Source organism: uncultured Nostoc sp., assembly GCF_964247315.1.
Taxonomy (GTDB): domain Bacteria; phylum Cyanobacteriota; class Cyanobacteriia; order Cyanobacteriales; family Nostocaceae; genus Nostoc.
In genome coordinates, this window is the sequence record NZ_CAXTTT010000020.1 from 32,315 (window position 1) to 57,360 (window position 25,046).

The window sequence follows — 25,046 nt, forward strand, 5'->3', positions numbered from 1 at the left end:
CTTTGAGAGAGATGAACGGAGTTCCGAGGTAGATGAACGAGTCTTTGAGGTGGATGAATCAGTCTCTAATTCTCCTTGTCCCCTTGTTCCCTTGTCCCCTCATCCCCTACTCCCCATTCCCTAAGCACCGTGCCCCATGTGCTTTTCCAAAATCTTTTCGGCTCTAGGTTTATAAATGAGATGAAATAAGGCTTCCATATAGCGATCTCTGGCCTCGTTATTTTCTGGAGCAACAAAGTTCCAAAAACTAAACATTTTAGCTAGCAAAAGTAATTGATTGCTATGTAAATGCCAATTATATCTATTATGAATTCGCTGACTCATCCGTTCTGAGACTTCGTGCCAATGTTCAGGATGAGTATCGCATTGCTCAACGAAGTCTAAAATTTTCTTAGCTGTTCCTTCTAAATCTGTAGGATTAACATTAAATCCATTCTCTTGGTTCTCGATTATTTCTAAAGAGCCACCAAATTGAGTGGCGAAAGTTGGCAAGCCGGAAATCATCGCTTCCAAAATGCTCCGCCCGAAGGATTCAAAGAGGGCAAAATGGACATAAATTCCCTGAGAGTCTGCAACTACCCGGTAAGCTTCGCCGAGGTCGCAAGTCGGGATACGCATCCCTATCCAGCGAATATTACCATAGAGATGATATTGCTCAATGATGTCGTGAAGTTTTTGGATTTCTTCTGCTTCTTCTGGGTTTGTAGCTTCATGTGGATGCAGTTTCCCACTTAAGAGGATCAGGTTACAATGCTCTTGCAACGGCTGACTTTGACCAAAGCATTCAGCTAACCCAGTGAGATTTTTGATTGAAGTGACGGAAGCAGCAGCAAAAATTGGTCGCTTATTAAGGTTCTCTAAGTGACCTAATATTTGGGGATCTTCGCGGATAAAGAGTAAGTCGTGAATTTTGGTGCCAAGGTTAATATCTCGGTCTTCTTTGTGGCTATAGGGAAAGAAAATATTTTCATTTACTCCCGGTGGCACTAAGTTGAATTTAGGACTAAACAAATCAATGCCATCAACCACATGATACAACTGCGGCATTGTAAACCACTTGTACGACTCGTATTGACCTATGGTATCAGGCGTGCCGACTATTTCTTGATAGGACGATGTAATGATGAATTCGGCTGCATTCATGCTAATCAAATCGGCAGTGAATTGTGCTGAGAAGTGATATTGGTCTTCTAAATCTTGCCAATATAAATTGCTAAATAGATGTTTAGGTTTTTCCAAAGAATGGGCAATGTTGCACTGGGTAACTTTCATTCGGCGAGATAGGAGAAAGGCTACTAAGTTACCGTCACTGTAATTGCCAACAATCAGATTAGGTTTACCTTGGAATTGAGCTAGTAATTCTTTTTCTGCATCAAGCGCAAATTGTTCTAAATAAGGCCAAATTTCAAACTTAGAAATCCAATTATTGGTGATTTCGGGATTGAATTCACCAAAAGGAACGCGCAATATCCAAGCATTCTCAGTATCTTGAACTTTTTCTAAGCGGAGGTTACAAAACGTCCCTTCACAGTTAGGAATTAGTCGAGTGAGAATAATTACATGGGGCTTAATGCCTAGCTGGTCAAGTCCAGCAAGTTTAATTTGTTTGCGCAGCTCGTTTTCTAAGCTGCGAGCTTGTTCGAGGACGTAGATAACTTGACCGAGTGTTTCATCTCTTCCCAAAACATCCTCCTGTCCTACCCAGCCGTGGATAGAGATGAGGACGACGCGAAAGACGGCGGGGACGCGGGCTACAAATGTTTCTAAGATGCCAGGTTCTGGGGAGTAAATGAGTCGGTCGAGGAGTTGTAAAGTTTCACAGACTCGCGCCGCAGTGTTACCCCAACCCGGCTCAAAGCCGAGTTCTTGCAGGTCAAAGCGGAATTTTTCATAAGGTTCATCAGGCGATCGCTCACTTAGGAATTTCAGCGCTAGCTTAATTTGCTTGGCTAACTGAATACCGGAGGGAATGCGATCGCTCAATAATAGGCGAATACCATTGTATTGCTGCCCATGTAATGCTTGAAATAACATTTCTACCCAATATTGGGGGTCAGTCAACAATTGATTGCATAGGTAACGGTTGAGGAAGGCTAAACCTTGACCAATATTTCTAGCGTCGTCAATTCTTGGAGAACTTTCATAAAAGGGGTGAAGGTCGATTTCGAGGATATGGGGTTGGTAGCGGTTGACTAGACGATCTCTTACATCTAACAGTGCTTGAGGCGTCATCTGCTCAAACCTGCTAAAGTTGGCTGTCAGTTGCCAAACTTCTTGATTAGCAATATTCGGTCGAATCACGAACCAAGTACTTTCCTCTTCGAGAATTATTTCGTGGGTATATTGTATTAGTTTGCCAAGAGAAGAAGAGTAGTAAAAATAGGCTGGTTTTTGGAATTGATGACAGTAGTCACCAAAAGCTTGCAAAATCTCATTTCTTAGGAAGTAATGCTTACCTGAAGTACTCAACGCATAAATCAACTGATGTAGAGCAGTTTTTTCATCACCGTTGGAGAGAGCTTGAACTAGTTCATACATGATGACGAATTCCAGAAATTTAGCTAGGTAACAACCTCATTTTTCTTTCCAGTTTTCGGTTTGCTGAGGTCTATTTCCTCCCAGATGATAGATTACAGTAAAAATCTTCGCTTCTAGCTCTGGGATGAAAGGCTATGATAACTTTAAGTCTATGGGATGATAGAAAAATGATAATTATTAAATAGGTTTTCTTCTCAATCAGGTATAAAATACTATTCCCGATTCAGCAGTAAAGCAAAATTGGAGCGATCGCTAGTAGAACATGACACCGTAATTAACAATTAAAAATTAAAAATTAAAAATTAATTTACAATTACTGGCAGTCAATATTTTCTAGTTATGGTTTTCTAGTATGATTGTGGCAAAATGTCTAACCATTCCCATACAGAGTAAGCGAACAAGAGGACAATGGTAAGTCTGTAGGACAACTCTAAAAAACTTGTGTGTACACCATAGCTCGGTGTCAATAATTATTGTTGGGATAAAGAAGGGAGAAAAAGGGTTTGAGCCTTGTTTACTTTTCTTCACACAGCTTGTTTTTATTGTGCCAACTTGCTTAACAGAGAACTATTGCTACGCTAGCGATGGTTCTCTTATCTTTTCAAGCTCCTCAGCCATCCATCAAGATTTATTGCTTACTTTAATAATCTCTTGCTTATAGCCCCCGATTAATTCGAGAGTTTTTAATGTTGAAAAATGAATTTGTAAGTTTGATTTTATTAGGATACAGCTAATAGTGGTTTAGCTTTATGCAGCGTTAATCATCTTCCCAAGATTCGTGATTCAGTAAATCGATAATTCTATCTCTGAATAGAAATTCATTTTTTTCTAACTCAAGTTCAAAATTAACCCAGTCACGATGAGGAATATATTTACAGAGGGTATAAATTGGCTGCTGGCGGTTAACAAGTCTCTTTTTAACAAGTTGAAGTGCTTCTTGCTTGATAACGTTGATGTCATATTTAACCGTAGTGTTCATAAGTCGTTCCTTTATTTTCAATCAAGGAATTAAGACTCAAAACAATAGTTGCTTTGACTCTCCCTTAAACTTATCAAATAAAATTGGCGAGAATTGTGAAGAATCAAGACATTAATAGTTGCTGGAAGTTAAATACAGGATATTTCAACTTCTCTACGAAAGCGAACAGCGTGTCAAAGACAGAGGCTACACCAACATGAGATACAGAAATACCCGACTACTTTCCCTTTTATAAGGGTTGCCACTACGTTGGTCGTCCCGACTGACTTGTTCGCTCTTAGCGTTCCTGCTATGAAAGCAAGTAGGGTGAGGGTTGGGGAGAGATGTAACTTGTATAGTTACAAATAGTAAAATACTCTTTATGGGTTTAAGTATACCCTCTTTAGATAGGTTCTTGCAGAAGACATCTTCAGAAATTAAATAATATGCATTATCTAGAACCCTTGTAGAGACATAGCACTGCTACATCTTTCTACATTCTTTTTCACTAGATGTCTAGAGCAAGAAGGCTGGGACAACAAGCTGCAAACATCAAAAGAGAATGTAAATGTTCTCTGGGCGACTTGTCAGAAGGTAAGCTAGGGTAAAGAACATTCTCTAGAAAACTTACTTATATTATGCTCTTGAATCTTGATAAAGTTCGTCAATATTTTCCTGCTCTAGCTGGTGAATGGACTTTTTTTGATAATGCTGGTGGGTCACAAACCTTGAAAAAAGTAGTAGATAGAATTAGCGAATTTCTCCTAAGTTCTGATGTCCAGTTAGGAGCCTCTTATGCGATTTCTCAACTTGCTGGAGAACGATTGGCTTTAGCAACTAGGGGAATGGCTACTTTCATTAATGCCAATTCTTCTAAAGAAGTGGTTATGGGGCCATCTACTACAATGATGTTGAAAGTTCTCTCAATGTGTCTGGGTCAAACCTTTACACCTGGTGATGAGGTTATTGTTACTAATTGTGACCATGAGGCCAATATTGGTGCTTGGTTAGCTCTTGAAAAACAAGGAATGAAGGTAAAAGTGTGGCAAGTTCGTCCAGAGACTTTGGAACTTCATTTAGCAGACTTAGAACCATTAATGAGTCAGCGCACAAAACTGGTAGCCTTGACTCATGCTTCTAATGTTCTGGGAAGCATTAATCCAATCAAAGAAATTGCTGCATTTGTACACGATCGCAACGCCATGATTTGCGTAGATGGTGTAGCTTATGCACCTCACAGATTAGTTGATGTCCAAGATTTAGATGTTGATTTTTATACTTTGAGTTTTTATAAAGTCTATGGGTCGCATCATGCCTTACTTTATGGTAAAGAAGAACATTTATTAAGATTGCCTGGTCTTAACCATTATTTTATCGACCAGACAGATATACCTTATAAATTTCAGTTAGGGAATGTCAATTTTGAATTAAGTTATGGAATGTTAGGTTTATGTGATTATTTAAGTGAATTAGCACAATTGCACTACGGAAAAGAAACTGCACCTGATTTGAGAAATCAAATGGTACAGGCATTTGATTTAATTAGCATACATGAAGAACATATTAGCGATCGCCTCCTAAATTACCTGAACAGTAAGCCTAATGTGCGAGTTATTGGTCAATCAAAGGCTGACCGCCAAACCCGTGTACCAACTATATCTTTTGTCGTTGATGGAATAAATAGCTCAACTATTCCGGTAAAAGTTGACCAACATTATATTGGAATTCGCTATGGGGACTTTTATGCTAAACGGCTCATTGAATACTTGGGGTTAGCCTCCCAAGGTGGAATAGTCCGGGTAAGTATGGTGCATTACAACACCCTTGAGGAGGTTAACAACTTGATTGAGGCTTTTGAGCAGATATTTTAACTAATTCGTAATTCGTAATTATCGGGTTTAATTCAAGATGCTTGGGTTAAGCCTTTTTTTCATCTCCTGCTCCCCCTACATATCTTAAAGCCAAGTAATGGGGATTGAATTCCTCCTCTCTTGCAAAGACGCTACGCGCTCATCTATAGGTGGTTTTATTTGACACAGGGTCTAAATCCCCTTATACAACTGTTTTTAATTACGAATTACGTTAGCGTAGCGTTAGCGAGTCCGCGAGCGTCATTACGAATTACGAATTATTTTATCCCCATTACCCATTACTAAGCTGCAAAACTTGCACTTCTTCTTGTGGAGAAATTAATGTTTTACCTACTGAGAGAACGGCTAAGGCATTGGTTTGAGCTAAATTAATTAAATTGCCGGAACTATGACTACCACCAGCTTTGTGAAATTCATAAACACCATCAATTAAATGCAATTTACCCCAAAGGTAAGTTTCACGCTTGCCGTTTGATCGCAATTCATCATGCGATCGCACTTTCAAAAACACTGGTTTCCAACCTTCAGTCATTCCCGAAAGTTTCTTGATTGCTGGTAGCACAAACCGCCAAAATGTCACCAACACAGCAGCAGGATTCCCTGGTAAGCCAAAATATAGTGCTGAGTGGGGAGAGACGCGATTAATCGCGTCTGTAGTGGGGAAAGTGGCGACAGTGAGGGGTTTTCCTGGACTGATTTCCACAGATCGAATGTGGATTTTTGCTTTTAGTGACTCTAGAATTTTGTCAACATAGTCATAATCTCCCACTGAAACACCACCAGAAGAGAGAACTATATCAGCGATCGCAATGGCGTGGGCAATAACTTTCTCCAAAGCAACTGGATCGTCCTTAACAATGCCTAAAATTAACGGTTCTGCGCCACTTTGTCTCACCAAAGCTGCCAGCGCATACTGATTAGAATCTACAATTTGCCCTGGTTGCAACGGTCGATCGATTGTCATCAACTCATCACCAGTAGAAAAAATTGCCACACGCGGACGGCGATAAACACTTAATTGCGGACACTGTGCTGCTGCCAATACGCCAATTTCTGAAGCATTTAACTTAATTCCTGCTGGTAGTAGTTGTGTTCCAGCTTGATAAAAAGATGCTTGGTGTCTGACAAATTCTTGCGGTTTTGGTGCAGCTAGAATAAATACGCGGTTTTCCTCGCGGCGTGTCTTCTCTTGCATGACTACAGTATCTGCACCTACTGGAATCGCCGCACCCGTGAAAATTCGCGCGGCTTGCCCTGGTTGAATCGTAGACTTGGGCTGATACCCAGCCGGAATCTCTTCAACAATTTCTAAAATGGCTGGTTGTTCAGTGCTAGAGTGCTGTACATCTTCGTAGCGAACTGCGTAGCCATCCATTGCCGAATTATCCCAATGGGGAAAATCTAGCGGACTGGTGACAGGTGTTGCCAAAATGCGACTATCTGCTGTCAATAAATCTACAACTTCTGTATCCCGTTGACGATCCAAGGGCTGCACCAAATTGAAAATAATTGCTTGTGCATCGCTGACTGATAACATAGCGATCGCCTCCAACTTTTCTTTTATTCTTGAGTAGCTTTGTCTAGATTTCTATAAGCAGTAAATCCCAAACTACACACTGCTAGTAAACCGATAATTATGCTTCCTTCGGGGACTTTGGATACCTGAACCGAATTGTTGCTTAAATCTAGTATTTGCTTTTTGCCTGCTGTATCTCTATTATTAAAACCAAATTCTTTCACTAGAACCTCATCACTCAAATCTTCGTCTATAAGTGCGAGATTATTATTAAGCCATGTGTCGCCAGCAGACTCATCATCCTTGCCAACATCAAAGGGGCCAAAAATTTTCTGGGTAGTGCTATCAAAGTTGAATCTCAAATAGTCGTAGTTAGATATGCCACTAACCACTGGAGTGAAACTATTAATGAGATTACTCAAGGGATCAAAAAAGGAAATTGAGAGAGATTGCAAGTTCTTCGTAGGTTTCGAGCCTGTTTCAGAAATGACGCTGGGAGCAGTTGTTGTATCGTAATTAAATGAACCTTGAGCTGAATAACCTGTGTCTCCTTTCCAGTTAAAGTTGAACTCAGCAGCATGAGCTAGGTTGTTGGTGGTTATGGCGATCGCTAACGCTACAGTAGTCGTCACCAGACTAATAGCTGTTCTAGTAAATAGATGTGTCATCAATGCAACCCTGAAATTAATTAAAATTAAGTTTCTACAACAATACAATACAGATGTACAACCCTCTTGTGTGTTGCATCCATGAGGTGTAACGCTTACTTTGTGAGATGCTTACTAAATATCATTAGAGTATCAAAAATGCCATAGAAGTTTAATCCGATTTTTGAGTTATGCAGTTGTTAGTTGCACAAATTTTTGTTGACTGGTTTTTGTTCCTTTATAGCGCAGCAACTAGCCGAGTCATCATCTTAATATTAAAAACAGGAGCGATCGCTATTTCCCAACCCCTAAATAAAAATACCTATTTTGTATGACTATCGAACGACTTCCCCAAAAACACTATCCCAAGGCTGAGATTGGGCGGCGAGGTATGGCATTGGGACTTGATTTCCTTGGTGTCTGGTTAGTCAGTTCCCTACTGGGAGGCAGCAATATCGGGATTCAATTTGTTGAAATCTTAGTTTTTGTAATACTTTGGCTGGTTTTGCGGGTGCTGGTGGTATATAACAACCAAGGGCAAAGTTTAGGGCGTTGGGCGTTCGATTTAAAGGTGTTGTCAGTTGAAGATGGAGAAGTAGTGGGCAGAATTCCAGATTTGCTCTCACTGGTGAAGCGAGAGGCGATTATCGGCTTAGGTGCTTTATTAGTGTCAATTGCCCTGAGCAATATTAGAGCCAATCCCACTGCTATACTGCTAGTAATTCCCCTAGCAATTGATTGTGGGACTGCTTTCTCTGATACCCAGATGCGGCAGGCTTTACACGATCGCTATTGTGGAACTTTCATCGTTTCGTCGCGTCGTGGCTACTCGCTCGATATAAAAATTAAAAGATTAGTTGGAAATATGCGGCGGAATGTGAGAAGATAGTCATTTGTGTTAATTCTCTTCAGGCTTCACTGTTTGTAAGATTATGGCTAAGAGTAAAGGTGCCCGCATTATTATCACACTAGAGTGTACTGAGTGCCGGACAAATCCAGATAAGCGTTCTGCTGGTGTTACACGTTATACCAGTACCAAGAATCGCCGCAACACCACTAACAGGCTAGAACTGAAAAAGTTCTGCACCCACTGCAACAAACATACTGTTCACAAGGAAATTAAGTAGAGATGAGTTATTTCCGTCGTCGCCTTTCTCCGATCAAGCCAGGAGAACCAATCGATTATAAAGATGTTGATTTATTGCGTAAGTTTGTCACCGAGCGGGGAAAGATACTGCCACGTCGGATTACCGGGCTTACGTCTCAGCAACAGCGAGAGTTGACATTAGCAATTAAACGTTCGCGGATTGTGGCTTTGTTGCCATTTATCAATGCGGAAGGCTAAAAAGAGTGATGAGTTATGAGTACAGACGCGATTAATCGCGTCTGTACAGGAGTTAAAAATCAAAACTCCTAACTCCTAGCTTTTAACTTAAAACTATTTAAACTGTTCACCAAATTAGAGTGCGAGAGTTGTGGAGAAGGGGACGCTAGTTGAATTTAGGGTTCAAGGCGATCGCCGTCTGGGCATCGTAGAACGTCCAGACGGTAAAACCCGCTGGTTTGTGGTAGACGAACGCGGTCAATCCCACAGCCTCGCGCCTAGACAAATAACTTATACAGTTACTGGACAGACTTACAAGCCCTCTGAGATTGCCAGCTTTTTGGAGCAGATCAAGCCTTATTTAGACCCATCTAGTTTAGAAGTGGCTTGGGAATTACTGGTTGAAGATGGGGAAACAGTTACTCCAGACCAAATGGCGAATCTGCTATTTTCAGAATCAGCCGCAGCTCCTTGTTACGCCGCCTATTGCTTGTTATCAGACGACAAACTTTATTTCAAGCAAAAAGGAGATGCTTACGAGCCAAGAACTGCTGCTCAAGTGGCAGAACGCCAGCACCAACTGGAAGTAGAGGCACTAAAAGCTAAAGGACAGCAGGAATTTTTAACTCGCGTAGAGCAGGCGCTCAAAGGTGAAGTAGTAGAGTGGGGGCGCCACGATCGCCAGCGCTTAGAAGGACTAGAAAAATATGCAGCGCTAATAGCTGACACCGTGCGGACGGGGGTTAATTATGACTCCTTGGCTCGTGCTTATCCGCCTAGTGCTGCGGTATTAGAAACTATGACCATGCTGGGACGACCCACAACACCCCAAGGAGCCTTTCAACTATTGGTGGATTTGGGTTGCTGGAGTCCTTATGAAAACTTGTTCCTGCGTCGTTCTTCAATTCCAATTCAATTTCCTCATAAGGTATTAGAAGTGGCGCAACAGCGTTTGGATTTCCCGCCGATTGACTCAGATACAAACCGCCTTGATCTGACTCACCTGAAGGTTTATACCATTGATGATGAAACTACCACAGAGATCGACGATGGTCTAAGTTGGGAAGTACTGCCCGATGGACGGGAACGCTTGTGGGTGCATATCGCCGATCCCACTAGATGGTTAGTACCGGAAGATGAATTAGATTTGGAAGCCAGAAAGCGCGGTAGTACAGTGTATTTACCGACGGGAATGATTCCCATGTTTCCAGAGGTATTGGCAACTGGGCCTATGAGTCTGATCCAGGGAAAGGTTTGTTGCGCCCTCAGTTTCGGGATTATTTTAGGTACAACTGGGGCAGTAGAAGATTACAGCATTCATACAAGCTTGATTAAGCCGACTTATCGCCTCACCTACGAAGATGTAGATGAAATGCTGCAATTACGGGTACAAGCAGAACCGGAAATTGCTGCGATCGCAACTTGGGCACAGCGGCGCAAAGCTTGGCGTTACGCCCAAGGGGCAATTAGCATCACTATGCCGGAAGCGACGATCAAAGTTAAAGGTGAGGAGATCCACATTGATATTTTGGACGATTCCCCATCGCGGCAACTGGTAGCAGAAATGATGATTGTTGCCGGTGAAGTTGCGGCTCGTTATGGTAAAACTCATAACATACCTTTGCCCTTTCGCGGTCAACCGCAACCAGAATTACCTCCAGATGAGGAATTGCTTCTACTTCCGGCCGGATTCGTTCGCGCTTGCGCCATGCGTCGTTGTATGCCCAAGAGCGAAATGAGCATTACGCCTTTGCGTCATGCTGGTTTGGGCTTGGATACCTATACCCAAGCAACCTCTCCCATCCGCCGCTACAGTGACTTACTCACCCACTTTCAAATTAAAGCCCATTTGCGGGGTGAAGTTCTGCCATTTTCCGCAGATCAACTTAAAGAAGTGATGATGACTGTCACCAGCATCACCCAAGAGGTGACGATGGTGGAACGACAAACTAACAGATATTATGCACTAGAGTATTTACGCCGTCATCCAGAGGAAACTTGGGATGTAACAGTGTTGATGTGGCTGCGAGAAGACAGCAATTTAGCCCTAATTTTGTTAGAAGATTTGGGCTTGCAGTTGCCAATGGCTTTCAAACGTTCTGTAAACTTGGGCGAACAGATAGTGGTGAAAGTTAGCCACGCCGATCCACAAAAAGATACGATCCAGTTTCAAGAAATAATTTATCAAGAAGCTCAAACAGCGGCGAATTAACTAATTTGTCATTTGTCATTCGTAATACTCGCTATAGGCTAGTATTATCAATTACGAATTATTTTAACTTTGCTCCAACTCCTTTCGGTTACGATATAGAGTAAATAGAATGAGGTAATAATTGTGAATGTATCTTTGACCCCAGAACTAGAGCAGTTGGTTAAGGATAAAGTTAATAGTTGTCGATATCACTCAGTAAGTGAGGTGATGGGTGAAGCATTGAGATTGCTAGATGAACGCGATGCCTGCGGCGGGCTACGCCAACGCATCCAAGAAAAACGTCTAGCAGAATTGAAAGCTAAAATCCAAGTTAGTATCGAAGAACTCGAACGTGGTGAAGGAATTGATGGTGAAGAGGTATTTGGAGAAATAGAGGAAGATATTCGACGCGCCCAAGCCCAAATGCAACAAGCTGAGACTGCTAAATAATGAGTAGGTGTATTTTAGCACCTTCAGCTAGATTAGATTTGAAAGAAATTAGCAGCTATATTATCCGCTACAATCCTGATGCGGCTCGAAGACTCAACGAAAAAATTAAATAGCAGTGTAAACTGTTAGCTGATTTTCCTAATATGGGGCAAAGTTCCGATACTTTTGCCAGTGGTTTACGAAGTTTCCCAGTAGAAAATTACTTAATATTTTATCGCCCTATTGATGGCGGTGTGGAAGGTGTACGTATTGTCAGTGGTTATCGAGATTTAGAGACAGTTTTCTTAAGTGAGGATATTCCTTAAGATTGTATTTGATGTAAGCGATCGCTATCTCTAGCCAGTATGTTAGGAAATAATCACAAAGTAATTATTTTTGATACCACCATGCGTGATGGAGAATTGACGCTTGGTGTAAAGATGAATTTACAACAAAAAATCATCATCTCCCAATTGCTTGAAGAAATAGGAGTAGATATTATTGAAGTTGGTTATCCGGGAAGTTCTCAAAAAGATTTTGATGAAGTCTTTAATATTTCTAAAATAATTAAAAATTCTACTGTTTGTGGGCTAGCTAGTTCCAATTCAGATGAAATAATCACTCTTGCTGAAGCAATTAAACCAGCAATCAGAGGTAGAATTCACACTTATACTCCAGTAAATCTGAAAAATCAGTCTAAATTAAGCAAAGAAGAAGTATTAGCAACAATCAAAAAGAGTGTTTCTCTGGCACGCAATTACTGTAATGATGTAGAATGGAGCGCTTTTGATGCTCCCAGAAGTGAGCCAGATTTTTTGTGTAAATCTATTGAAACTGCAATCAAGAGTGGTGCTACTACTGTTAGTATTCCTGATAGCTTAGGCTTGGCATCGCCAGAAGAGTTTTCGCAACTTCTGCAAACGATTTTTAATCGAGTACCAAATATCGATCGAGTTGTCGTTTCAGTACACTGTCATGATGATTTGGGTATGGCGGTAGATAATTCACTCATTGCTTTGAGTTGTGGGGTGAGGCAAATTGAATGTGCAATTAATGGCTTAGGTGCAAGGAAAGGTAACGCAGATTTCAGCAAAGTTGTGATAGAGGTTTTAAAACAGGAGAATTATCAACTTGAGATTAACACTTCGCTAATGAGTAAAGCGGCAGAGTTAATTTTTCAAATAACTGGGATTGGAAAAGCAAAATAGCTAATAAAAGTAAATAGTATTACCTATTCACGCAACAACGCCGCTTCAGACCTTATACGCCAATACAGTTCAGTTAAGAAAAATTGTATGTTGGGTTAAGCAAAGCACAACCCAACAAAATTTCTTCCTTCTCTTTGCGTCCTTGGCGTCCTTGGCGGTTCGTTAAAAAAATTGACTTTGGCGAAGGATTTTAGCTTTAACTGAACCGTATTGCCTTATACGCGACCAATTGCAAGCAGTGGGAGTAATTTTAATCGATAAACCAGATGGTACAACTGTGTGGCATTGGTAAAGTCAGCAATTTTCTTGCTACTATATTCCAAATCATATAAAAATGATTATCATTATAGTTATGTCTGTACCAAACATTATTGTCGTTGCTGGTTTATCTGGGGCTGGAAAAACTACCTGGGTTTGTCAACAGATGCGAGATATCGCCGATGTTGACAAAATAATTTATTACAGCCCTGGTACTGGGACTGTTCCCATTGACCAAAATCGCATAGCTGCTGAATTTCCTGGTATACAAGTTTTTAGTGACGGTCAGGAAGTTGAATTTATCAACCAAATACCTAAAGCAGATGCAGTTTATATCGAATGGGGATTTTATCTAGAGTTGGGAGCAATGCCTTCTCTTTCAGAGACGCTACCGCGAATGGCGATCGCAGCTAACGCACAAATATTAGATAATCTGACTTACCGTGCCATAGCAGTCTTACCACCAGACTTCAAAGACTCTGAATACCATACTTGGGCAAACGAGATTGTACGCGGCGCACCAACCCAAACCAGTACTGGTGAAAGTTTATGGCGGGCAGCAAGCAACGGTCAAGTCATTGATGAAAATAATCTAGAGGAATTTTGGCACGAAATCACCCACGGTGCTTACGGTATTGTCACCCGTGCTAAAGGAATTTTTGACGTTAACGATGGCAGGTCGCTTTACTATGATTTTGTCGCTGGCATTCCCCAAACAGACTTTCTGGAATTAGACTTACCACGCCACTTAGAAGGTAGACCTCAGCGTTTCAGTGGACTAGAAGTGGTGGGACAAAACTTGGATGAAGCAGCTTTAAGGCAAACATTATCAGATTGCTGTTTATCTGACGCGGCGATTTTGCAATACCAACAACAGGTAAAAGAGATTTTATTAGAGGGGGAACCAGTGTGAAAATAGCTGTCATTTCATGTATTCATGGCAATTACGAAGCTTTAGACGCTGTATTGCTAGATATTGACCAGCACTCATGCGAAAAAATCTTTTGTGTTGGCGATTTAGTAGGATATGGGCCGCATCCCAATGCTGTTGTTGCTCAAATTCGTTCTTTAGATATTCCCACCTGCGTCGGCTGTTGGGATGAAGATATTGTGGAAGGTTTAAACGCTTGCGATTGCAGTTATCCCTCGTTATTGGCAGAAAAAAGAGGAATACAAGCTCACGAGTGGACTAATAAGGAAATTAACCCAGAAAACCGCGAATTTTTAGCCAAGTTACCCCACAGTCTCAAAAAAGGAAATTTAGCTTTTGTTCACGGTAGTCCTCATAGCAACCATGAATATTTACTACCTCAACTCGACGCTTTTGTAGCACTAGAGCGAGTAATTTCCACAGATTCAGATGTGCTATTTTGTGGTCATACTCATGTGCCTTACGCCCGGACTCTGGATGCTGGTCAATTACAAGTTAGTGTTGGTAGAGGAGAAAAAGCCCAGGAAATCAGCTTTACATCTCCTCTCAAACGAATTGTGAATGTGGGTTCAGTGGGAGAACCGCGACATGGACGACCGAATGCTACTTATGTAATTTACGACACTGATACCCAAGAGGTCAAACTGCGGGAAGTGGCTTACGACTACCAGAAAACCTGTGCGGCGATTATTGAAAAAGGTTTACCTGCAATCTTTGCGTGGCGTTTAGCGCATGGACTGGAGTATGCAGAACGGGCAGATGACCCAACTCATGTTTGCACAAGGTAATCTCTCTCCCCTCCTCCTCTTTCTCCGCGCTCCTCTGCGCTTTCCTTCGCGTTCCTCTGCGTTAAAAAAAAAGATATGAATAAATGGGCAATTTTGAGTGGAATTGAAGCTAACTTTGCAGCTTATGAAGCTGTAATAGCTGACATTAAGCGTCAGGGTGACAGGGTAGAAGCTTTGTATATTTTAGGCGATTTAGTAGGGCCAAGACCAGAAGCCGAGAAGTTAGTAGAACGAGTGCTTAACCCACGCCAGGGAGAATTAGAACCCCTGATTTGTAAGGGGTGGTGGGAAGAGCAGTGTTTTATTCTGCATGGTCTGGGGCCGACTGAAGATGCTCCTGAATTGATCGCAAAATATGGAGGAGAGACAGTAAAGTTGTTATGGGAGTGTGTTTCCCGTCAGACGGTACAATGGTTGAGAAACCTTGACTTTGGTTTTTTTGAATTAGATTGTTTGTTAATCCACGGTTCAACGGTAAGTGTGGATGACGAACTGACTCCAGAAACTACCCCAATCCAAATGCTTGATAGACTGTCGCGGATGCAAGCGAATAACTTATTCTGCGGTCGTTCTGGTTTAACTTTTCAGTATCAACTACAAACTGGTTCTATTACTACTGGACTTACCACTCTTGATAAGCAAGTATCTCCTCAAACTTTTACCGTTGCACCGCGTCAAGTAATTGGGGTGGGGAATGTGGGACGCACACCAGGTCAAGCTACCTATACTCTCTATAACCCTGGTACAAATCAGGTGGAATTCAAGACTATTTGTTACGGAAATAGCAAGGGATTTCAAAGCCAGCACAAGTCTATAAAATCTAAATCTGGGGTTTAAGAAAGCCCAGATTTGGGGAGGAATGCAGCAACCAGTTCAAATTAGAGACGCGAAATGGCACTGGCTGTACTTTGTCTTGCTACGCTTACCGCTTTGAAGAAAGCGTCTCTAGGTGGATTATTGCGATGGGCTACGCCTCACCGGAGGCGATCGCCAGATGCTTAAATTATTGATAATATTTTGCAATAATTCAGTTTATTTGTTAGATTAGTTTTATATAAATGCTATGACCTCCAACATCAGCTTTTTTTGTGGGAGATTTATTCTCCCGCATATTTTTTTATTCCACCAAATTCATCAAAGTCTATGAGGTTAAAAAGATCGAGATAATTGTTGCTTTTAATGTAAATAATTATACGCTATAGTTTTCAGATTATTGAGATAAATTTTTAATATACTCTGATGTTGGCAATCAGAACTCACGTTAATTTACTCCTGCTAAACTTTTAAATAAAGGTAATACTATTTCTTTGTGAAGCTGTATATATTTACTCCCCCCGACTACATTTTCCAAGGCATCGGGCGAACTTTGGGGGAACTACAAAGGAGTCTTGTTATATGGATCTTCATACAGAATTGGTATAACGGAATGTTAGCAACAAAGGCACGAGGAAAGATTCAATGAATACTGTTGTGCTTAATCTAGAACCGATTGCTCATTTAACCGATGAGCAATTTTATCAATTGTGTATCGCTAATAGCGATTTAAGCCTGGAAATGAATGCAGCTGGAGAATTAATTATTGTGCCACCAGTAGGAGGAGAAAGTGGAAATCAAGAAGCTGGACTGATTACTGATTTAGAAATCTGGAATCGTCAAGCTAAGTTAGGGAAAGTTTTTAGTTCTTCAACTATCTTTATATTTCCAAATGGTGCAAAACGTTCTCCTGATGCGGCTTGGGTAAAGTTGGAACGGTGGGAAGCTTTAACACTAGAACAGCGAAAAAAATTTCCGCCACTTGTACCCGATTTTGCAATTGAACTGCGTTCCGAGACAGACCGGCTTGCACCTATCCAAGCGAAAATGAAGGAATACATAGAAAATGGTTTGCGTTTGGGTTGGCTAATTAATCCTCAAGACAAGCAAGTGGAAATTTACCGACTTTTGAAAGCTGTAGAAGTTATTCAAATGCCAGCGATTATTTCTGGAGAAGATATATTACCTGGATTTGAGTTACAAGTATAAATAATAAACCTGACGGTATAGCTTTGCTTACCCCATTGTCCCAAAAAAATTATTATCAATAATTTTAGGATGGTTCAGCAACAGCACCCGCATAGCGATCGCATTTCTGCTGGCAAGTTGAACATTATAATGGTAATTTTTAGTCTTTTCGCCTAGACTCAGATAGTGCCAATGCCTATTATGAGGTAAATTATGAATAAAATTGCACTGACTTTACTTTGCTGCTCTAGCTTTTTCGCCTTGACAGTATTAAATGTCAACCCAGCTTTAGCAAAGAAGCTTTCTCCCCAAGATTTAGCCAATCCTACTTTGAGAACAGCTGATACTCAGACAGTTAATGTACCCGTTTCGCAAGAATATCCGCAATCTCCATCAATGCGCTCTCTAGAAACAGAGAGAATAAAACAGCTTGCCATCCAAAAGTTTGGCTGCGATTGCCCTAGCTGTCAAGCCCTTGCTAGTCAGATGCTACTACAAGGTCAACTGCCCACAGCACAGTAATTGAGATGGGATGAGCCAGTTGAAATCATTTCGGATTTTGAGATTTGAACTGGCTAAATAGTCTAGCTGAACGATGGGTCATTTCTGGTCTGGTAAAAATTCCTTGGGTAGGACTAAAAAATAATGCTAACAAAAATAGTATGGAAACAACTAAAACTATAGCCGCACCTGATGGCACATTCAAATAGTAGCTAATATACATTCCAGTTATACTGCTAAACACACCAATAACTGCGCCTAATTGCATCATTTGGTGTAATTCTTTCACTAATAAATAAGCTGTAATTCCTGGGCCAATCAGTAGGGAAACAACTAATACTACACCCACAGTTTGCATACTAGCAACAATCGTCAAGGTAATAGCACCGTTTAGGGCAAAATGAATCAAGTTAACTGGTAAACCACTAGCTTGAGCGCCAAGTGGGTCAAAAGTGTAAAATAACAATTCTTTGTAAAATAATTTAATTAAAACCAAGACAACAGCTGTAATAATTACAGTCCGCTTTACATCATCTGTAGTCACGCTCAAAATATCACCAAATAAAAATTCATGTAGGTCTAATTTGCTTTTTAGTAAAGTAACTAACATGATACCCAAGGCTAAAAAACCTGAAAAAACTAACGCCATTGCCACGTCAACTTTGATGCGAGATTGAGATTGAATCCAGGCAATAACAAAAGTGCTAAGAGTTCCGCAGATAAAAGCACCTAAGAAAATATCAATGCCTAAGAAAAAGGCTATAGCTAGTCCTGGTAAAACCGCATGAGCAATTACATCACCAAGTATTCCCATGCGTTGAACAATCAGATAATTACCGACAACAGCACAAAGAATGCCCAACAGAATTGCTGTGATAATAGCTCCCCGCATGAACTCGAAACTTAAGGGTTCAATTAGCCAATTTAACATTAAACTACTTCTCTATTTAATATAAATATATTATCTTCATAAGCACGTTGAATATTATCTGCTGTCATGACTTCTTTTAGTGAGCCGTTAGCAATTATTTTTTTATTCAATAACAATAACTGGTCACATTTGGTCAAAGTAGTGCCTAAATCATGAGTGACTACCAGCAAAATCTTCCCTTGTGATTTTAGTTCTTCAAACACATCAAACATAATGGCTTGCGTCTTTTTATCAACCCCAACAAACGGTTCATCAAAGAATAATAATTCGGCTTGTTGTGCTAAAGCTCTTGCTAAAAATACTCGCTGCTGTTGTCCGCCTGATAACTCTCCAATTTGACGCGATCGCAACTCTAGCATTCCCACTCTCGCCAAAGCATCTTTAACTATTTCTTCAGATGACCGTGAAGGTGCGCGAAACCAGCCTGTATGCACAGTCCGCGCCATCAGCACTACATTCCAGACTGTTATGGGATAATCCCAGTCAATCTGCGATCGCTGTGGTACATACGCAACAGAATTTAATTGTTGTTTCAAAGCGCGAGATCGAAACTTGACAACTCCACTCGTGGTTGGTACTAAGCCCAAAATCGCCTTCACCATCGTGCTTTTTCCTGCACCATTGGGGCCAATCACACCCATAATTTGTCCTGGTAAGGAACGGAAACTCACATCCTCAACCGCCGTGACTCCCCGGTAATTTACAGCTAAATTTTTAACTTCTAACATAAATTTACCATTTGTATGATAATGATAATCAATATAATTTAACTCATCAGATTTATGATATCTTACAAACTGCGATTGAAATCCCTAGCGGCTATTGCTTTAACGTGCGGGGTATTTGGATGTAGTCCAACATCCCAAACCAGCCAATCGACTCCCATGCCTCCTGATAATGCGTCTGTTATTCAAACTGGGACTTCACCAGCGCCAGAAGCCAGTGGAAAAGGCCCGTTAGTAGTCGCCACCAATACCGTTGCTTGTGGGTTAACTAAAGAAATTGCAGGTGATACCATTGACCTCAAGTGCTTAATCGATCCAGGCTCAGATCCCCATGTGTACCAACCAAAACCAGAGGATAGCAAAGCAATTGTACAGGCTAAATTAATTCTTTACGGTGGCTATAATTTTGAACCAGGTTTAATCAAGCTAATTAAAGCGACTTCAAATCCTGCTCCCAAGGTGGCTGTAGATGAAGTTGCAGTCCCCAAACCTCAGCAGTTTGAGGATGATGGTAAAACTGTTACCGACCCCCATGTATGGCACAATGCCCAGAATGGCATAGCGATCGCCCAGACGATTTCTCAAGAGTTAGGGAAATTAGCCCCAATTAATGCTGCGACTTATACTAGCAACACGCAAAAACTCACAAATGAAATCAGTCAGATAGATACCTGGATTAAATCAGAAATAGCCACAATTCCACCCAAGCAACGCAAATTAGTTACCACCCATGATGCTTTCGGTTACTATTCCAAAGCTTATGGAATTCCTATTGAAGGGGCGCTAGGTGGTATTAGTACGGAAGAAGCACCGACACCTGCACGGGTAGGTGCATTATCGAAGGATATTAAAAAACAGGGTGTACCGACAATTTTTGCAGAGACGACGATTAACCCAAAACTCATACAAGCTGTAGCAAAAGAGGCAAAAGTTAAGGTTTCAGGCCGAGAATTGTTTGCTGATGGTTTGGGCGAAAAGGGGACAGAGGGTGAGACTTACCAAGGAATGTTGATTGCCAATACACGCACGATTGTGGAAGGTTTAGGAGGCAAGTATACAGAGTTTAAGCCTAAATAATCAGGTTTCTTAGAAGAGGGATGAGTCCAGCCTAATTATTATTGAAGGCGATCGCTAACACGGGAATGCCTACAAGTGCAGCTCCATAGGCATCAAACTTTGGAGCAGTCATTTGCGCTTCATCCCATAAAGATAAGTCTGACCAAGGCAAGTGGGGATTTGCCAACAACATGGCCTTACCACTGGCAGAACTTCAGTAGTGCTGAGTACTGAGTATAACCCTATAGTTAAAACTAGGGGATTGAAACAAGGCAATTATCAAGAAGAACTCAATAGTGAAAACAATTTAATCGACGTTCCCAGTTATTCAGAATATTGGGTAACTATTCCCAGCAACTACGGAAGCATCTGGACAGTCACAACCAATACCTAATCTATTTTAAATTTCATCTGGCCAGAATTAAACGCTACAAGCAATGTAGAGATTTTCGCACAGTAGCGCAGAGAATTAATGATTACTCTGCGTTATTTTGCGTTAACAAACAGTACAAGCCCTGTACGCTGGAAATTCTACCCTATCTAGTGCCACAGTTAAGCTAGTGCGCATCTAAATTGCACATTTTTCGTCAAGACTGTCCTAAGTCAATTGATTATTCACAACAACTGATAAATGACTAATGACAAAGGACAAACTTCACGAATAAATAAGCAATTAAAATGCGTAACAGCCTAGCAATAATTGCAGTTTGCTCCAGAAGTTTAGTATGACAAAGGCATTCCCAAGCAAAGCAAGGCGCTTGAAAAGTACAGGAATCAAGTTGTTGAAGATGGGAACCTTCCTAATAACCCGTTTTATTGAAAGCTGGAAACGCTTCTTCCTGGGTGACACTGTTGATGTTCGCCCCTCCACCTCTCCCTCCTTTGATATCCGTCCCTCTTTAGCGGGCCCAGTCCTGAGTTTGGGTGGGGGAGGCCCCGATGTCGATGATGCTATCCAGTGGATGATTAACCAAGTTAGGGGAGGTAGTAACTCCAGCACTAAAGTTAATGTTGTAGTTCTCCGCACTAATGGTAATCACGATTACAATCGGCTAATTTATGCCATGAAGGGCGTAAATTTTGTGGAAACTCTTCTGGTTAGGGATAGACAAGAAGCAAACAAAGCTGAGATTTATGAAAAAATCCGAAATGCTGATGTAGTTTTCTTTGCTGGCGGGGATCAATGTCAATATATCCGCAACTGGAAAGATACCAAGCTTGAGGCTGCTGTTAAGTCAGTTTACCTGAAAGGAGGTGGCGTTGGTGGCACTAGTGCGGGTGCGATGATTCAAAGTGATTGCGTTTATGATGCTTGCGCTTCTTCTGAAAAAGGCATTGAAACTAGAGATGCACTCGAAGATCCCTACCGAGACATTACTTTTACTTACAACTTTTTCAATTGGAGTAATTTAAAGGGAACTATCGTAGATACGCACTTTGATAGGCGAGAAAGAATGGGTCGAATTATGACTTTCATTGCTCGTCAAATTAAGGACGGTGTATCTAGCAGTGTTTTAGGTATAGCGGTTAGTGAAAGTACATCGGTTCTTGTGGATAAAAACGGTTTGGTGAAAGTTATGGGTAGGGGTGCAGTATACTTTGTCCTTGGCAATCATCTGCCGGAAGTATGCGAACCTCGAAAGCCTTTGACCTTTTCTAATTACAAAATTTGGAAAGTTCGCAGTGGCGACACCTTCAACTTGAGAAACAGACCAACTTCTGGGTACTATCTCAGGAGTGTCAAAAGGGGACGGATTGATTCAAATCCTTATTAAATGAGGAGCAGGGCTGTTTCATTCCCTAAGCGTTTAAGACTGTCCTTTGTCATTGGTCATTTGTCCTTTGAAATACAAATAACTAATGACATAGGCGCTTTACCTTCTTGCAGGGTATGACTAATGACAACCCTTTTCTGAAGGAGACGCTGCGCGTAGCTTGCTTCCCCAGAGGGGTACACGAGTAAATATACAATTTAAATGCGTAACAGCTTACCAATCCTAAACTATCAATTTGATAGGTTGCTTAGGGTGTCGTCTGCGGTGGATTGGTGGAATTAGGAAATGGAAGAGTTGGTACAATTACAGGCTTTGGTTTTTCGCCTTGCAGTTGAATTTGGGCTTGATTGCGACCGTCTATTGCTTGTTGATAATTAGGCTTATATTTTATTGCTCGATCGTAAGAAGCGATCGCATCCTGATACCGTTTCAAATTTAATAGAGCATTGCCTCTGCTAAACCAGCTTTCAGAATGGTCTGGTTTATAACGAACTGCCTTATTATAAGACGCGATCGCATCTTCATATTTCTGCAATATGTATTGCGAATTCCCTAAATTATACCAGAGTTGATAGTCGTTTTGCTTGATTGTTGCCGCTTTATTATAAGCTTTTATTGCTTCTTCATAGCGTTGGTTTTGATGCAGCGACCAGCCCAAATTATACCAGGCTTGATAGTTCCTGGGACTGTATTTAATGACTTGATTAAAAGATTCAATCGCATCTGGATAACGTTGTAAATTTAGTAGTATATTACCTCTAGATAACCAAGCTTGGTAATAATCTGGCTGATATTGCACCGATTTATCATAAGCTGTAAACGCATCTTGATAACGTTTTAAATTGACTAGTGCATTCCCTAAATTATACCAGGCTTGCTCGTAGTCTGGTTTTAAATCAACGACTTTTTGATAAGCTGCGATCGCTTCTTCATATCGTTTAGAATTCTGCAAAGCTAATCCTTTTTTATACCAAGCTTCATAATTATCTGGTTTGAGTTCAATCGCCTTTTCATAAGACTTAATTGCTTGGTCATATTGATTTAAATTACTGAAAGCTTCACCTTTAGCATTCCAGACTTCTGAGTTGTCATTCTTTAATTCTAAGGCTTTGTCAAAAGAGGCGATCGCTTCTTGATATCGCTGTAAATTTCCCAATACAGTGCCACGTCCAATCCAAGCATCTAAATAATCTGGCTGAATTTGAATTGCTTTGTCATAAGCGACTAATGCTTCTTTGTATTTTCTTAATTTATTTAGTGTTTTGCCTTGACCATTCCAAGCTTGAGCATAATCTGGTCTAAGATTAACGGCTTTTTCATATACTTCTAGCGCGTCTTGATAACGTTGCAAATCAAAAAACGTATTTCCTTGTTTAGATAATTCTATGGCATTATTTGAATTAATGTAACTCCAAATAAATATTGATGCTACTCCGCCAACAGTCAAGAAAAATATTGTTAGTAAAATTTTACCTAATATACCTTTTTTAGGTTGAGGTTTGTTGATATTTTTTGGTGGAGGAGGAGTTAACGCTATTGTCTGAACAGGTGGTTGTATTAACTCTTTCAGCGCTTGTAATGCCACAGTTGCCGAAGGATAGCGTTGCCGAAAGTCGTAGCACACCATTTTATCTAAGAATTGAGCAAATTTTGGTGTTACTGTAGCTTTATCATGCCAGATAATTTCATTAGTATCAGCATCTTTTACTATTTCCTCTGGTGATAATCCAGTGAGAGCTTGAATAGCAATTATTCCCGCAGCATAGATATCACTGCTTAATTTTGGCGTACCATGAGCTTGTTCGCCAGGAATATATCCAGGCGTACCAATAGCTACTGTTGCTAGAGTTTGACCTTGGGGAGTAATAACTTGAGTGGCAATTTGTTTGACTGCACCAAAATCAATTAAAATTAATTTGCCATCTGGTTGGCGTCTGAGAATATTGTGGGGATTGACATCACGATGAATTACATTCTGTTGATGGACAAATTCTAAGATTGTCAAAAGTTCTTGTAAAAGTGAAATAACTTCTTCTTGACTGAGGATTTTACCTGATGTTAATTCTTGACTCAGATCGTGACCTTCGATCAATTCCTGTACAAGATAGAATTCGGCATTTTCCTCAAAGTAAGCTAAAAGTTGGGGAATGCGATCGTGAGTTCCTAATCTATACAGAACTTGCGCTTCTGTATCAAATAAACGCCTAGCTGTTTCCAAAGTTACTGGATCGCTTGCCTGGGGTTTGAGTTTCTTAACGACACATAGAGGTGAACCAGGTAATTGGGTATCACAAGCCACAAAAGTTTCACCAAAACCCCCACCTCCCAAGTTACTAATAATTTGGTATCTTCCTACAAGTGTGTTTCCTAGCATCTCGTTTGCCTAGTTAAGTGCGATGCGACTGATTTCAATCTTGCCACAGGTTAAGGAGGAGTGAGGGAGTGGGAAACAGAAAAGCAGAGGAGCAGAGGAGCAGATAAGAATATTTTGTGTGTCTTAATTACGAATTACGAATTACGTTAGCGAAGCGGGGCGTAGCCCATTACGAATTAATATGATTCCTATTAGTGATAATATTCGTTGTCGAAGTAAGCCAATTATTAATTACTGGTTGATTGGCATTAACCTAGCTGTATTTTTATGGGAACTTAAACTAGAGTTTAGCGGTCAATTAGGCTATTTCGTCAATAGTTGGGGTGTGATACCAGCACAGATTAGTGGAGCAGTTACCAATGCTCTTTTTTTCAACTCTGCTGCTTGGATAGTTGTCATTTGGCGGGTATTTACCCTATTTTTTGGAATATTTCTGCATGGCAGTTTTAGTCAAATATTAGGAAATCTACTATTTTTGTGGGTTTTTGGGAAAACTGTAGAAAATCTTCTAGGACACAGACGTTATCTAGAATTTTATCTGGCTGCTGGTGCGATTACAGGGGTAATACAAATTCTGGCTGAACCGAGTTTGACAGTTCCATTGATTGGCGCAAATGGTGCGATCGCAGCTATTTTAGGAGCTTACGTTATGAAGTTTCCTAAAGCTAAAATTGATACTGTTTTGCCGCTAATAATCTTGTATATCCCCATTCAAATACCAGCGTTTTTCTATATATTTTGGTGGTTTGTACAACAATTATTTTATGGTGTCAGTAGTTTAAACATTCCTCCTGTCGGCGTAAATCAATCGGGTGTTGTCTTCTTAGGGCAATTTGTGGGATTATTAATTGGTGCAGCTTTCATCCGATTTAAGAAATAAATTTTATTTAGCTATCGAGCTATTTTGGAGACTGATGTCAACCCCTTCCCTACAGGACGCTGCGCGTAGCTTGCTTTCCCGCAGGGGTATGGTGAAGTCAAAAGTCAAAATTCAAAAGTCAAAAAGCTCAATTTTGATTTTGAT

At 40.7% G+C, this 25,046-nt stretch carries 25 protein-coding genes and 1 pseudogene; 18 read left to right on the forward strand and 8 right to left on the reverse strand.

Features of this window, described 5'->3' with window-relative positions:
- Positions 1-120: 120 nt before the first annotated feature.
- Both ACFE93_RS08515 and ACFE93_RS08520 read right to left on the reverse strand, forming a co-directional pair.
- Entirely contained in the window at positions 121-2,538 is a 2,418-nt protein-coding gene (locus ACFE93_RS08515) for a sucrose synthase (protein WP_375472898.1), read from the reverse strand.
- A 757-nt stretch (positions 2,539-3,295) separates the two neighbouring features.
- Positions 3,296-3,517, reverse strand: a complete 222-nt coding sequence (locus tag ACFE93_RS08520; protein WP_104909503.1) for a DUF4327 family protein — start codon at positions 3,515-3,517, stop codon at positions 3,296-3,298.
- A 617-nt stretch (positions 3,518-4,134) separates the two neighbouring features.
- On the opposite strand from ACFE93_RS08520, the gene ACFE93_RS08525 reads away from it, so the two are divergent.
- Positions 4,135-5,367 (forward strand): cysteine desulfurase-like protein, encoded by a 1,233-nt coding sequence (locus ACFE93_RS08525; RefSeq protein WP_375472899.1) that lies wholly within the window; start codon positions 4,135-4,137, stop codon positions 5,365-5,367.
- Between the two features lie 271 nt (positions 5,368-5,638).
- Here ACFE93_RS08525 and glp read toward each other — a convergent pair whose 3' ends face one another.
- Both glp and ACFE93_RS08535 read right to left on the reverse strand, forming a co-directional pair.
- Positions 5,639-6,904, reverse strand: a complete 1,266-nt coding sequence (glp, locus tag ACFE93_RS08530) for a gephyrin-like molybdotransferase Glp (RefSeq protein ID WP_375472900.1) — start codon at positions 6,902-6,904, stop codon at positions 5,639-5,641.
- A gap of 23 nt (positions 6,905-6,927) precedes the next feature.
- On the reverse strand, positions 6,928-7,551 hold the full coding sequence (locus tag ACFE93_RS08535; RefSeq protein WP_375472901.1) for a PEP-CTERM sorting domain-containing protein: 624 nt from the start codon (positions 7,549-7,551) through the stop codon (positions 6,928-6,930).
- A gap of 170 nt (positions 7,552-7,721) precedes the next feature.
- Here ACFE93_RS08535 and ACFE93_RS08540 point away from each other — a divergent pair, with 170 nt between their 5' ends.
- The 13 genes from ACFE93_RS08540 to ACFE93_RS08600 all read left to right on the forward strand — a co-directional run bounded on the left by ACFE93_RS08540 (position 7,722) and on the right by ACFE93_RS08600 (position 17,182).
- Positions 7,722-7,865 carry a hypothetical protein gene (locus tag ACFE93_RS08540; RefSeq protein ID WP_334845209.1) on the forward strand — a complete coding sequence of 48 codons (144 nt, stop codon included), beginning with the start codon at positions 7,722-7,724 and terminating at the stop codon, positions 7,863-7,865.
- Complete coding sequence (locus tag ACFE93_RS08545; RefSeq protein ID WP_375472902.1) at positions 7,862-8,419, forward strand: RDD family protein; 558 nt, start codon at positions 7,862-7,864, stop codon at positions 8,417-8,419. Before ACFE93_RS08540 ends, ACFE93_RS08545 begins: the two co-directional genes overlap by 4 nt.
- Before the next feature lie 43 nt (positions 8,420-8,462).
- Positions 8,463-8,657, forward strand: coding sequence for a 50S ribosomal protein L33 (gene rpmG, locus ACFE93_RS08550; RefSeq protein ID WP_099100649.1), 195 nt, complete (start codon positions 8,463-8,465; stop codon positions 8,655-8,657).
- A 2-nt stretch (positions 8,658-8,659) separates the two neighbouring features.
- Complete coding sequence (gene rpsR / locus ACFE93_RS08555) at positions 8,660-8,875, forward strand: 30S ribosomal protein S18 (RefSeq protein ID WP_012411240.1); 216 nt, start codon at positions 8,660-8,662, stop codon at positions 8,873-8,875.
- Positions 8,876-9,005: 130 nt separating this feature from the next.
- On the forward strand, positions 9,006-11,066 hold the full coding sequence (locus ACFE93_RS08560; protein WP_375472903.1) for a ribonuclease catalytic domain-containing protein: 2,061 nt from the start codon (positions 9,006-9,008) through the stop codon (positions 11,064-11,066).
- 123 nt (positions 11,067-11,189) lie between these two features.
- Complete coding sequence (locus ACFE93_RS08565) at positions 11,190-11,495, forward strand: type II toxin-antitoxin system ParD family antitoxin (protein WP_375472904.1); 306 nt, start codon at positions 11,190-11,192, stop codon at positions 11,493-11,495.
- Between the two features lie 122 nt (positions 11,496-11,617).
- The gene (locus ACFE93_RS08570; protein ID WP_375472924.1) at positions 11,618-11,800 is read left to right on the forward strand and encodes a type II toxin-antitoxin system RelE/ParE family toxin; all 183 of its coding nucleotides are present in this window, start codon (positions 11,618-11,620) and stop codon (positions 11,798-11,800) included.
- Positions 11,801-11,839: 39 nt separating this feature from the next.
- A complete protein-coding gene (locus ACFE93_RS08575) occupies positions 11,840-12,682 on the forward strand; it encodes a 2-isopropylmalate synthase (protein ID WP_375472905.1) in 843 nt (280 codons plus the stop codon).
- 352 nt (positions 12,683-13,034) lie between these two features.
- Positions 13,035-13,853, forward strand: coding sequence for a GTP-binding protein (locus ACFE93_RS08580; RefSeq protein WP_375472906.1), 819 nt, complete (start codon positions 13,035-13,037; stop codon positions 13,851-13,853).
- The gene (locus ACFE93_RS08585; protein ID WP_375472907.1) at positions 13,850-14,659 is read left to right on the forward strand and encodes a metallophosphoesterase family protein; all 810 of its coding nucleotides are present in this window, start codon (positions 13,850-13,852) and stop codon (positions 14,657-14,659) included. Before ACFE93_RS08580 ends, ACFE93_RS08585 begins: the two co-directional genes overlap by 4 nt.
- A 75-nt stretch (positions 14,660-14,734) precedes the next feature.
- Positions 14,735-15,496 carry a metallophosphatase gene (locus tag ACFE93_RS08590; protein ID WP_375472908.1) on the forward strand — a complete coding sequence of 254 codons (762 nt, stop codon included), beginning with the start codon at positions 14,735-14,737 and terminating at the stop codon, positions 15,494-15,496.
- Between the two features lie 621 nt (positions 15,497-16,117).
- Complete coding sequence (locus ACFE93_RS08595; protein ID WP_375472909.1) at positions 16,118-16,681, forward strand: Uma2 family endonuclease; 564 nt, start codon at positions 16,118-16,120, stop codon at positions 16,679-16,681.
- Positions 16,682-16,873: 192 nt separating this feature from the next.
- Entirely contained in the window at positions 16,874-17,182 is a 309-nt protein-coding gene (locus ACFE93_RS08600; RefSeq protein WP_375472910.1) for a hypothetical protein, read from the forward strand.
- A 25-nt stretch (positions 17,183-17,207) separates the two neighbouring features.
- Here the strand turns inward: ACFE93_RS08600 and ACFE93_RS08605 are convergent, their stop codons facing one another.
- Positions 17,208-18,092, reverse strand: a complete 885-nt coding sequence (locus ACFE93_RS08605; protein ID WP_375472911.1) for a metal ABC transporter permease — start codon at positions 18,090-18,092, stop codon at positions 17,208-17,210.
- Positions 18,092-18,820 (reverse strand): metal ABC transporter ATP-binding protein, encoded by a 729-nt coding sequence (locus tag ACFE93_RS08610; protein WP_375472912.1) that lies wholly within the window; start codon positions 18,818-18,820, stop codon positions 18,092-18,094. The genes ACFE93_RS08605 and ACFE93_RS08610 overlap by 1 nt, the downstream gene beginning before the upstream one ends.
- A 54-nt stretch (positions 18,821-18,874) precedes the next feature.
- Between ACFE93_RS08610 and ACFE93_RS08615 the strand changes: the two genes are divergently transcribed.
- Positions 18,875-19,894: a metal ABC transporter solute-binding protein, Zn/Mn family gene (locus tag ACFE93_RS08615; RefSeq protein ID WP_375472913.1), complete on the forward strand. Its 1,020-nt coding sequence runs from the start codon at positions 18,875-18,877 to the stop codon at positions 19,892-19,894.
- 20 nt (positions 19,895-19,914) lie between these two features.
- Here ACFE93_RS08615 and ACFE93_RS08620 read toward each other — a convergent pair.
- Positions 19,915-20,084 (reverse strand): annotated as a pseudogene (locus ACFE93_RS08620) (penicillin acylase family protein); the annotation flags it as partial.
- A gap of 9 nt (positions 20,085-20,093) precedes the next feature.
- Here ACFE93_RS08620 and ACFE93_RS08625 point away from each other — a divergent pair.
- Positions 20,094-20,267, forward strand: coding sequence for a hypothetical protein (locus ACFE93_RS08625; protein ID WP_375472914.1), 174 nt, complete (start codon positions 20,094-20,096; stop codon positions 20,265-20,267).
- Between the two features lie 331 nt (positions 20,268-20,598).
- Positions 20,599-21,648, forward strand: coding sequence for a cyanophycinase (locus ACFE93_RS08630; protein WP_375472915.1), 1,050 nt, complete (start codon positions 20,599-20,601; stop codon positions 21,646-21,648).
- 247 nt (positions 21,649-21,895) lie between these two features.
- On the opposite strand, the gene ACFE93_RS08635 is transcribed toward ACFE93_RS08630, so the two are convergent.
- Positions 21,896-24,022 carry a tetratricopeptide repeat protein gene (locus ACFE93_RS08635; RefSeq protein ID WP_375472916.1) on the reverse strand — a complete coding sequence of 709 codons (2,127 nt, stop codon included), beginning with the start codon at positions 24,020-24,022 and terminating at the stop codon, positions 21,896-21,898.
- Positions 24,023-24,203: 181 nt separating this feature from the next.
- On the opposite strand from ACFE93_RS08635, the gene ACFE93_RS08640 reads away from it, so the two are divergent.
- Positions 24,204-24,902, forward strand: coding sequence for a rhomboid family intramembrane serine protease (locus tag ACFE93_RS08640; protein WP_375472917.1), 699 nt, complete (start codon positions 24,204-24,206; stop codon positions 24,900-24,902).
- The last annotated feature ends 144 nt before the right edge of the window (positions 24,903-25,046 follow it).